This is a genomic window from Rhizobacter sp. P3_B12, assembly GCF_056402895.1.
Genome location: NZ_JBFUGN010000136.1, coordinates 1 through 9,907, shown reverse-complemented (window position 1 = coordinate 9,907; position 9,907 = coordinate 1). Strand labels below are relative to the sequence as shown.

Annotated in this window: 10 protein-coding genes; 2 read left to right on the top strand and 8 right to left on the bottom strand. The window is 67.4% G+C overall.

The window, feature by feature from the left end; genetic code table 11:
* Positions 1-781 precede the first annotated feature (781 nt).
* Together AC1D01_RS10175 and AC1D01_RS10170 are read left to right on the top strand one after the other, a co-directional pair.
* Entirely contained in the window at positions 782-1,498 is a 717-nt protein-coding gene (locus tag AC1D01_RS10175; protein ID WP_477865916.1) for a Crp/Fnr family transcriptional regulator, read from the top strand.
* 145 nt (positions 1,499-1,643) lie between these two features.
* A complete protein-coding gene (locus AC1D01_RS10170) occupies positions 1,644-2,282 on the top strand; it encodes a Crp/Fnr family transcriptional regulator (RefSeq protein ID WP_477865915.1) in 639 nt (212 codons plus the stop codon).
* Here the strand turns inward: AC1D01_RS10170 and AC1D01_RS10165 are convergent, their stop codons facing one another.
* From AC1D01_RS10165 to AC1D01_RS10130, 8 genes are all read right to left on the bottom strand, one after another.
* Positions 2,283-2,417: a hypothetical protein gene (locus AC1D01_RS10165; RefSeq protein ID WP_477865914.1), complete on the bottom strand. Its 135-nt coding sequence runs from the start codon at positions 2,415-2,417 to the stop codon at positions 2,283-2,285.
* A gap of 15 nt (positions 2,418-2,432) precedes the next feature.
* A complete protein-coding gene (locus AC1D01_RS10160) occupies positions 2,433-3,290 on the bottom strand; it encodes an OmpA family protein (RefSeq protein ID WP_056816092.1) in 858 nt (285 codons plus the stop codon).
* Complete coding sequence (locus AC1D01_RS10155) at positions 3,287-3,667, bottom strand: DUF4398 domain-containing protein (protein WP_477865913.1); 381 nt, start codon at positions 3,665-3,667, stop codon at positions 3,287-3,289. Before AC1D01_RS10155 ends, AC1D01_RS10160 begins: the two co-directional genes overlap by 4 nt.
* A gap of 452 nt (positions 3,668-4,119) precedes the next feature.
* A complete protein-coding gene (locus AC1D01_RS10150) occupies positions 4,120-4,608 on the bottom strand; it encodes a hypothetical protein (RefSeq protein ID WP_477865912.1) in 489 nt (162 codons plus the stop codon).
* Positions 4,609-4,620: 12 nt separating this feature from the next.
* Positions 4,621-5,475, bottom strand: a complete 855-nt coding sequence (locus AC1D01_RS10145) for a hypothetical protein (RefSeq protein WP_477865911.1) — start codon at positions 5,473-5,475, stop codon at positions 4,621-4,623.
* Between the two features lie 68 nt (positions 5,476-5,543).
* The gene (locus AC1D01_RS10140; protein WP_477865910.1) at positions 5,544-9,275 is read right to left on the bottom strand and encodes a phage tail protein; all 3,732 of its coding nucleotides are present in this window, start codon (positions 9,273-9,275) and stop codon (positions 5,544-5,546) included.
* A complete protein-coding gene (locus tag AC1D01_RS10135; RefSeq protein ID WP_477865909.1) occupies positions 9,276-9,779 on the bottom strand; it encodes an NlpC/P60 family protein in 504 nt (167 codons plus the stop codon).
* A gap of 5 nt (positions 9,780-9,784) precedes the next feature.
* Positions 9,785-9,907: phage BR0599 family protein (locus tag AC1D01_RS10130; RefSeq protein WP_477865917.1), on the bottom strand; the 123-nt coding region annotated here is incomplete at its 5' end.

Here is a 9,907-nt window from a genome sequence, read left to right as displayed (position 1 = left end):
CGGGCGCGCCTGCCAGTGGCGGGCGCTGCAGCGTCCGCTTGCTGGCCGAATAGGGGGGCGCGCGGCGCAATGCGCCTGCGTGTCGCTGCCGTGCTGTGGTGGGGCGCGGAGAGCGTTTTCTTGGGCGGCAGTCCGGCGAGGGCGTCGGACGGGTGAAGCGTGACAGACATTGCGGTGTCCTTCCGAAAGGGAGCGCGTGTGGGTCAGGCGGGAAGTCCCAGCCCCAGGATGCAGCGAATCGCAACACCCAGGTGCGCAGGCTTCCTTTTGGGGATGGGGGAGCGCTCCGTCGGCGAGTCTGCCGGGCCCGCCCCGATCCGGTCTGTGCGATGGCGAACGCAGGGTCGTGGCATTCCTAGCGAACGTTACTTACCGCACAGACGCCCCAGCGACGCATGACTAGCGTGCCTGCTGCACCTCTAGGAAAGGCAAATCATGACCAGGACGCACCGCTTGAAGTCCGACAGATCCGAGGCRCCGGTGGTCGCGGCACCGCCYGCRGAGGCCGACYTGCCGCTGATGGCCACGCTGGGRATCCGTTTTGAGGAAGGTGCCTATCGCTTCGCCTGCATCCCGTATGACAACCTGCAYGAYGCGGCCAACTTCGCKCGYTTGGCCGGTGCGGGACGCGACGAGAACCAGCGATAGACCACTCCATTCTTGGCGATATGTTCGATAGCGAACATACCGCGACTCCGTSAGCGCCTATAGTCGCCGCCATCGGCGGTATGGCGCGGTACGCGTTCCACGCCGGCTCCGACCCTGTGCGGAGCTTCGTGACATGGCCCTTTCCCCCGACCCGAAGCAGAATCATCTGCTGGCGGCCCTGCCTGACGCAGAGCAGCAGCGCTGGCTACCACAGCTCGAATGGGTCGAGTTGCCGCTCGGCCAGGTGCTCTACGAACCCGGGCGCGCGCTCAGTCACGTTTACTTCCCCACCACGGCCATCGTCTCGCTGCTGTACGTGATGGAGAACGGCTCGTCKGCCGAGATCGCCGTGGTGGGCAATGAGGGAATCGTCGGCATCTCGCTGTTCATGGGGGGCGAATCGACGCCCAGCCGCGCAGTGGTGCAGAGCGCCGGCGGAGGCTTCCGGTTGAAGGCATCGACGATCAAGGAWGAGTTCAAYCGCGCGCCGGTGYTGCACCTGCTGCTGCGCTATACGCAGGCGCTGATCACCCAGATGGCGCAGACGGCGGTGTGCAACCGCCACCACTCGCTCGATCAGCAGCTGTGCCGCTGGCTGCTGCTGAGTCTCGACCGGCTGACCGGCAGCGAACTCGTAATGACTCAGGAGTTGATCGCCAACATGCTGGGCGTGCGCCGAGAAGGTGTCACCGAGGCCGCGGTGAAGYTGCAGAAGGCSGGGCTGATTCGCTATGCRCGRGGGCGCATCACGGTGCTCGACCGGCCGGGGGTGGAGCAGCGCACGTGTGAGTGCTATGCGGTGGTGAAGAAGGAATACGACCGCTTGTTRCCCGCGCCGCTRGTGGACTGAGCCGCYCTGTGTACGCTGGCAGACGGTGACGCAGCCGCGCAGGCCCCAGACTGCCTGCGCCATGAWAAACCTCGAGAACGGCTTGATCGAACTGCTTCCGCGGGCGGACCGCCAACGTCTKCTTGCTGSGGGAGGTGCGGTCGAGATGACGCTCGCCCAGGTGCTCAGCGACGCTGACCAGCCAACACGGCACGTGTACTTCCCGATGGAGGGCTTTGTGTCGTTGATCTCGCAAGTCGATACCCATCCCGGCCTGGAGGTCGGCATGGTGGGGCGCGAGGGCATGCTGGGCGTGCACGTGGCGCTGGGCGTGCCGGTCGCGCCGCTGCATGCGGTGGTGCAAGGGCCGGGCACGGCGTTGCGCATCGCCGTCGCGCCATTCCGGCGCGAGCTGGCACGCAGTGCCGCGCTGCAACGCAGCCTGAGCCGCTACATCCACGTGTTGATGGCGCAACTCGCAGGCTCGGCTGCCTGCCTCCGCTTCCACCTGATCGGCCCGCGCCTGGCGCGCTGGCTGCTGATGAGCCAGGACCGCGCGCAATCCGACCACTTCTACATGACGCACGAGTTCCTGGCCTACATGCTGGGCGTGCGGCGCGTCGGCGTGACGGCTGCAGCGGGCACGCTGCAGGCCAGCGGCCTGATCGAATACCACCGCGGCGAGTTGCGCGTGGTCGACCGCGCCGGCTTGGAGGCAGCCGCCTGCAGCTGCTACCTGGCCGACCGGCGCATCTACGGCCTGTCGATCGGCCGGGCACCGGCCCCGGCTACAAACGCGGCCTGATCACCGCTTGCGTTGGCGATCCGGTGTCGCCGGCGCAATTGCCGGAATCGCCAGCACCGGCGTTTCCGGCTTTGCCACCGGCGCCTGCTTAGGCTTCTTCACTTCCTTGTTGCCGTGCTTGCGCTCCTTGGACATGGTGGTCTCCAGATTTCAACGTGGCTTGGACACGCCGTTCTCATCTGAAAGGATGATCTCGACGCGACGGTTCATCTGCCGGCCCGCGGCACTGTCGTTGCTGGCGACGGGGTAGGCCTCGCCGTAGCCGCGCGTGCGCAGCCGGTCGGCGGTGACGCCCTGGTCGATCAAGGCCATGCGCAAGGTTTCGGCGCGGCGCGTCGAGAGGTCGAAGTTGCCGCTCTCGGTGCCCTGGCTATCGGTGAAGCCCTCGATCATCGCGGTGCGCTTCGGGTGGTTCCTCATGAACTCGACCAGCTTGCCCATGTCGCGCACGCCGCCGGGACGCAGCTGGGCGCGGTTGGAGTCGAACAGCACGTCACCCAGCGTGATCACATCGCCGCGGTCGGTCTGCTTGGAGCCCAGCGCCTTCAGCTGCAACTCCAGCTCGGCGGCACGCGCCTTGTCCTGCTGCGCACCGGCCGTGGCGACCGCCAGTTCGGCGCCCTTGGCCTGGGTTGCCATGCGGGCAGCGGCCACCTCGCGCGCCGCCTTGTCGTCGACGCTGCCGGCCTTGGCATCGGCTGCGGCCTTGTCCCAGGTCTTGGCATTGGTGGCCTCCCGCGCGATGGCCACGCGCTGCTGGGCCAGGTAGGCGAAGTGGTCGACGCTGCGCAGCGTGTCGCCACGTGCGCGGGCCGCATCGCCGGCTGCGAGCGCTTCGCGAGCCTGTGTCATTTCCGGCCCGGCGTACTCGGCGGCCTTCGGGTCGCCTTGCAGCATTTCATAGCTGGCGTGGGCCCTGTCGAGGGCGGCGTTGGGTTGCGGCACGGTGCCGCAGGCCACCAGCGCTGCGGCCAGTGCGGTGACGGTGAAGATCGAAAGCGTGTTCATTGGGTACCTCCGGAGGACGCGGCCTTGCGGGCTTYGTCGGCTGCCTTGTTGGACTTGGCGGTTTGCATCTTGCGCACCGCGAGCTGCGCGTCGAGCTGGCTTTCCTCGGCCAGTTGCTTCGCGAGAACGTAATCCTTCGCGACCACGGCCTTCTGCGCGGCGGCCAGTTTCTCGGTGGCCAGGCGCGTCTCGGTGGGTGCATAGGCCGGCGCGCCGTCGACGGCGGCGCTGTCGACCGCGGCCTTGGCGCTGGCCAGCTGTTCAGTCGGCGGTGGCACAGTAGCGCAGCCACTAGCGATGAGGACCATCAGCCCGGCCAGGATGATGGGACGGGGTGCCTGCGGAAACGACAGGCAAGGCAAGTGCATGAGTCTCATGAAGGGACTCCTTTTCGGTGTGATGGGAACAGGGGAGGACGGTGGGGGTGGTCTGCGCCTGCACCCCTTGACGCATACGTAGCTCAACGTGCGATGTCACTTGGCGCCGCCGATAAGCAGACCATGGCACCGTGTGACACCGCCGTCTGTCTGCCAGCGCACGCAGGCGTGCGGCAAGACGAAGGACTGTCCGCCATCGTTTGACTTCCCAATTCAAGGGGCAGCCGCCGTGCGCACGGCGCCCGACGATTGGTCTCAGCGGCCAGCGGCTTTCCCTCTCGAAACCTCACCGGCTGCTTACAGCCTGAGCGGTCGGTAGGTTCAGCTGACGATGGCTGCCGCGGGCGGGCGACAGGCATTCGTCTACATGGCGAGAATGGCAGCACTTGCCGCGTAGCCATCGCCGTTAAGTTCTTCGTGACCCTCCCTGACCAAGTACGCCAGCTTGAGCTTCAGCGGTCGTACCAGTGCTCGGTGACCACCGTCACATCGATCGTCCGCACCTCGCCCGTGCTCGTTTCCGTCACCGTGCACCGCTGCACGCCACTCAGCGTGTTCGCCTGACCGACGGTCGTTGGGGCAGCGCCATTGCGCCGGAAGCTCGTCGTCGCGGCATTCGGTGACAACGCAGTCGCGGCCGATCCCGACAAGGTCGCCCAGGCGTAGGTGAAGATCCCCGACCCACCTTGCACCGTGAGCGTGACCGAGGAGGTCGTCACCGTGACGTTGGCCCCACGCGTCGACGTCAAGCCCGATCCCTGTGCCGTTGCGGACGACGCCATCAACACGAATGACCCACTGAAGACCTTCCGGGCGATGCCGCTCGGGTCATAGCGCCAGATCTCTCGCGCCTTGCGCGCCGTGCCGCCGGCGTCGTAACGCCACACCTCGCGGGCCTTGCGCGCCACGCCGCCGCTGTCGTACCGCCACATCTCTGCCACGCCTGCTCCCCTTCAGTACACAAACACGATGTCGCCCGGCGCGCCGCCCGACGGCTGGCCGGCCACGTTCGTCATCGTGATGCGCCCGAGCCCATCGCCGCCGCCGCGCCCGTAGACCAGGCCGGCGAAGACCGGTGCACTGTTCCACGACACGAACCCCACGTCGTTGAAGAACTGCGACATCGAGCCCGGCCGCCCGGAGACGTTGCCCCATGGCACCACGATGCTGTTGCCGAGGTGGCCGATGCCCGCCTTGCGCAAGTAGCCGTCGCCGTTGGTCACCATGACTTGGCTGATGCCCGGGTTCTCGTCGTTGCCGGAAACCTGGCCAAGGTAGGTAGCGATCACATGGCCGGCGCTGTTGCGCTGCACGACCGAGTTCCCGGTCGCGTTCGTGTCTGCGGACAGACCGGCGATTGCAGGCACCCCACTTACCCGCCCCCACGGCACCGTGCCGACCGCCAACTCGCCGACGTTATTGAAGTGCCATTTCCACTGGCCATCGGTCACCGCAAAGAGGCCCGAAGCGCCGTCGGTCACATTCATCATCAGCGAGTACAGCTTGGCCGTGTCGCTGAACTGCACACCCGCCCAGCCGTTGGTCGCGCCCGCGATCGACACCGACGAGTAGCTGACCGGTGCGTTGTTCTTCAGGTAGTTGGTCGACTTCTCTACCCAGCTGCTTCCGTTGAATTCCTGGATTACACCGCCGCTGAAGCGCTTCGCGCCCGCCGGCGGACTGGTGACGGCACCGGCATAGGCCGGGTCCATCCACTGCGCGAGCGCGCTGAGGGAGGCCTTGATTTGCGGCAGGACGCCGGTGTCGTAGCGATCGGTGGTGACGGGTTTGCTGAAGTCGATCGGCATGGTGGTCTGTTCGTCGAATGGCTGTTGTCGTGAATGAAGGAGGAAGAAAGGGGTCCGCGGTCCCGTGATCAGTACCCGCGAGCGGTCCAGCCGCCCGAGCCGGTGACCTTCTGCCCGGTCTGCGGGTTGAGCAGGTAGACGGTGAAGCCGGTCGGGTTCGGCACATCGAGGAAATCAACGATGGGCAGCAGCGCCGTCGTGCCGTTGGCCTGGCACAGCGGCGTGTCGGCATCGATGAAGGCGACCCCGAACGGCACGGCCACACCCGTCGCCGCGTTGGTGATCACGAAGCGCCCCGAGTCGGTCTTGAGCTTGTTGGACAGCTTCACGTCCAGGCTCGCGATGCGGATCAGATTCGCCCCAGCGCTGCAGCTGAAGGTCCACACCACGCGCACGTACCGGAAGCTGGCCGCCAGCACGCTGGTGGCGCCTGCCGCGGCGGCTGTCCAGGCGTCTGCACTGTTGAGCTTGGTGTAGATCTGGCACGAGCTGTTGACCTGGCCGGCGATCACGGAAGCGCCCAGCGTCACGGTGACGATGGTCGGCGGCAGCGCTGTGCCGTAGTCGAAGGTCTCGTCGTAGGTGGCACTCGTCGTGCTCGGCTCGGCGTACAGCGGGAAGCCGGCGTCGATCTGCGCCTGGGGGCTCGTCCAGCCGTGCGATTCGAAGTGCTGTGCCCAGGTCTCCGGCGCCACCGGCCCGAGCAGCGCACCGTCTTCGAGGAACAAGTTCGTCGCGGTGCCGGCGAAGGTCGAGCGGATCTGCGTGCGCAGCACGTAGTCGGGCGGCTGGCTGATGGTTGCCGCAATCCCGACCGGTGTGCCGGTGTTGCCGGCGCTGTCGAAGGCCGCGACCCAGTACGTGAAGACGCCCGCCTGCTGCTCAAAGATCGCGGTGAAGGTGCTGTTGCCGTTCGAGCCGACGATGGTGCCAGCCGCCCAGCTCGCACCCTTGCGGACCTCGTAGCGGTCGATCGGGAGGCTACCGGTGGTCGGCGCGCTCCAGTACAGCAGCGCGTTGTTGTCGACGACCTCGGCGCGCGAACCAACAATCGCGCCCGGCACGGTGACGACCGTGTCGACGGAGGCCGCATTGCCGCGGTTCCCCTTCACGTCGACGGCCGCCACCCACCAGCGCCGCGCGCCGCCCCAGTTGATGCGGTGCAGGTGCCGCGTGATCTGGAAGACGCCCACGACCGTCGCGGTCGCGAAGCTGTCGCCGAAGCGCAGCTCGTAGCCGCCGATCGCAAATGCGCCCGGCACGCCCGTGTAGTCGAGCTGCAGGTCGGTGCCGACGATGGTCGCGTTCAGCGCCGAGATCGTCGGCGCGGCGACGGTGCCGGCGACGCTGGTCGGCGTGCTGCGGTTTCCGAAGGCGTCGACCGCCGCGACCCAGGCGGTGAACGATCCGGCCGCCTGCACGGCCCACAGGTGCGAGGTGCCGCCCTGCTGCTCGAGCACCTGGGCGCTGGCCCAGGTCGCACCCTGCGCCGTGCTGACTCGCCACTCGTAGCCCACCACATCCGGCTCGGGGTTCTTCGCGCACTTCAGGCGCACGCCGAACGGCTCGAAAGACGCGGACACGTCTGTCGGCGCCGACGGCGGCAGCGCCGCCATCACGCCGGTGACCCGGTAGTCGTAGGCCTGCACCTCGGCCAGGCTCTGCTCGGCCGCCCCGAAGATGTTGAAGCTCGTGAACTTGAAGTGGATCGTCTTGCCGATGAAGCTGAGCTCCAGCGGCCCGCTCTTGCCGATCGCGCTGTCCACGCGCACGAAGGCGTCGCCGACCTGGTGGCCGGTGGTCGGCGTGCCGTGCGCGCCGCGCACCAGGCCGGACAGCGCATACGTGCTCGGGGCGAGCAGCGCCGCGGTCTGGAAGGCGAAGTACTCGGGCGCGACGCCGCCGACGTAGCAGAGCGTGCCCAGCGCCGCCGCGTCGGCCGCGCTGGTGCTGATCAGCTGGCCGCTGGTGTTCACCGTGACGCTGTCGCCGCTGATGAAGGTGGCGAGCCGCCCGTAGCGCGCCGGCCCGTGCAGCGTGCTGACCTTCTGGTAGTTCAGCCCGTCGACACTGACCCACACGCTGCAGCCGCCCCAGGCCGTGCTCCTGCCCTTCACGGCCGCGTACACCTCGAGCCCGGTCTGCGTCAGGCTCACAGGCGCCTCGAACAGCACCGGCGCGTCCACGTTGCCYGGCGCCGCGTTGTAGTCGTGCAGGTAACCCGCATTGACCTCGCTCGGGTACATCGTGGCGCTCGCCACGCCARCCGGGAAGTCCTCGGCCKTCACCGTCAGGTCGCCGTCGTCGTTCTCCTCGTCGGTGGCGGTGATGCGCACCGGGTGCCGGTCCAGCCCGAGCCCGACATCGGTCAGCGTGACCAGGTCCATCGGCTCCAGCAAACTGAAGTTCGCCGGCAGCTTGAAGGTGTAGGTTGCGCGGATGTACAGCGAGCGCTGCAGCATCAGCTGGGCGACCAGGCGCGCGACGGCGCCGTCGGTGATCCAGTCGGCCTTCACGATGGCCTCGGAGCGCAGGCCGTGCGCGTCGATGTCCGCCTGGTCCTTCGCCTCGGCCACATCCACGTTGTAGCTGTTGGCCCGGTTGCGGTACTGCACCCGGAAGTGGTTCTTCGCGTCGGCCGGGCTCTTGCGCTGCTGCTTCACCGGTGGCTCGCCCGGACTCGGGATGAAGTGGTCATCGGTCAGGTCGTAGACCGGCGTCACGTTGGGGGTGAACGTGCGGCCGAGCCCCGCCTCGACGCTGTCGCCGTACGGGATCATCTTGAGCTTGCCGGCGCTCCATACCGGTGCGGTGTTCGTCAACTGCCCGAACACCTTGACCAGCTCGGCTGCGCTCATCTGCTCGGTCAAAGCGGGCGAGGCCAACAGACCGCTGGCGACGCAGTAGTCCGACCAGTCCTGCATGCCGTCGAGCCGATCGCTCGCGATGTTGGCCCCGTAGCGGCCGTTCATCAGCAGGTCCAGCAACACCCGGCTCGGGTCCACATCAGGGACCGCGCTGCCGAGCGAGTACGCGAGACTGCCCTGGATCTCGAAGGTGTGGTTCTCGACCTGTGCCGAGCCGCCCAGGTCGTAGTCCTTCGCGCACACGTAGGCCAGGCCGCTGTAGCCGAGCGCCTGCGCCGGGTTCGCGCCTTGCAGGTACGACCACGGCGCCTGGCCGAGCGCGCCGGTCTTGAAGCTCAGGCCCAGYTCSTCGAGCGCGCTCTGCTTCGTGCCGGCGGTGACGACCAGGTAGTCGATCGTGACCACCATGCCACGGTACTTGTCGTTCAGGATCTTGACGACGGCGAGCTCGCCGTCGGTGTCGACCGAGTAGTCCACGCCGTTGGCAAGCTGGGACTTCAGGAAGGAGATCGGGACATACACCGCCTGGAGTGACGCGAACGCGGCATCCAGCGTGGTCGACATCGGGCCGGCGGCCGGGACCGCGTAGGTCTTGCGCACTGAGGCAAACTGGTCGCCGCGGATCCCGCCGTTGTAGAGCTTCTTGCCGCGCCAGACTCGGGGGACGCCGTTCATCTGGCCGTGGCACAGACCCATCATCACCGAGGCGGTGTAGGTGTACGTCGTGCTCTCGGACCTGACCCCGCCGCCGCCCTTGCCGGCTTGCTGGCTCGTCGTGTGCGGGACGGCTTTGAAGTCGCCGTACCAGATCAGATTGCCGCTGATCTGGTTCACGCCGTAGACGATCGGGATCGTCACGCCCTGCGCGCTGCTCTGCAGCTTCAGCGCCTCGACGCGCGTCTCGCTGCTGGAGATGGTGGTGCGGCCGCCCATTCAGGCCTCCACGGTGGGTTGTGTTGACGCCCGTACAGCGGCCGTTGCCGTCGTGTTCACCGCCGACCACAGCGTCCAGAACTGCACCGGCCGGCCAACGAGTGGTGCTTCGTCGAGCCGCGTCAGGATCACCGCCTGGTGGACGTACGCGTGCAGCACCGTGCGCGCGTCGACCAGCACGCCGCCGTGGCTGAACGTGCGGCCGAAGCGGAAAAGCGCGACATCGCCGGCATGCGGCTGCTCGGTGCGCACGGCACCGACGCGCTCGAGCCATTGCACGTACAGCTCCTCGCTGCGGTGCAGATGCCACGCGGTGCTGTACGTGCCCGGGTCGATCGGCGCCGTCACGCCCGCAGCCTCGTAGATCGCGCATAGGCTCTGCCCGCAGTCGACGCCCACGCCCTTCAGACGGCCGTGGTGGTGGTACGGCGTGCCGAGCCAGGTCAGGGCCTCGGCGATCACCGCCTGGCGTTGTTGAGGTTCGGTCGAATGGGTCTGGGTCATGAGGCTCACATCACCGTCTCCGCGGCCGGCACATACGGCTTGCCGCGGAAACGGATCACGTTGTTGAACTTCTTCGTGCAGGTCGCCTGCGTCTTGTCGCAGCCGGGATAGATCGCGAAGCTGTCGCC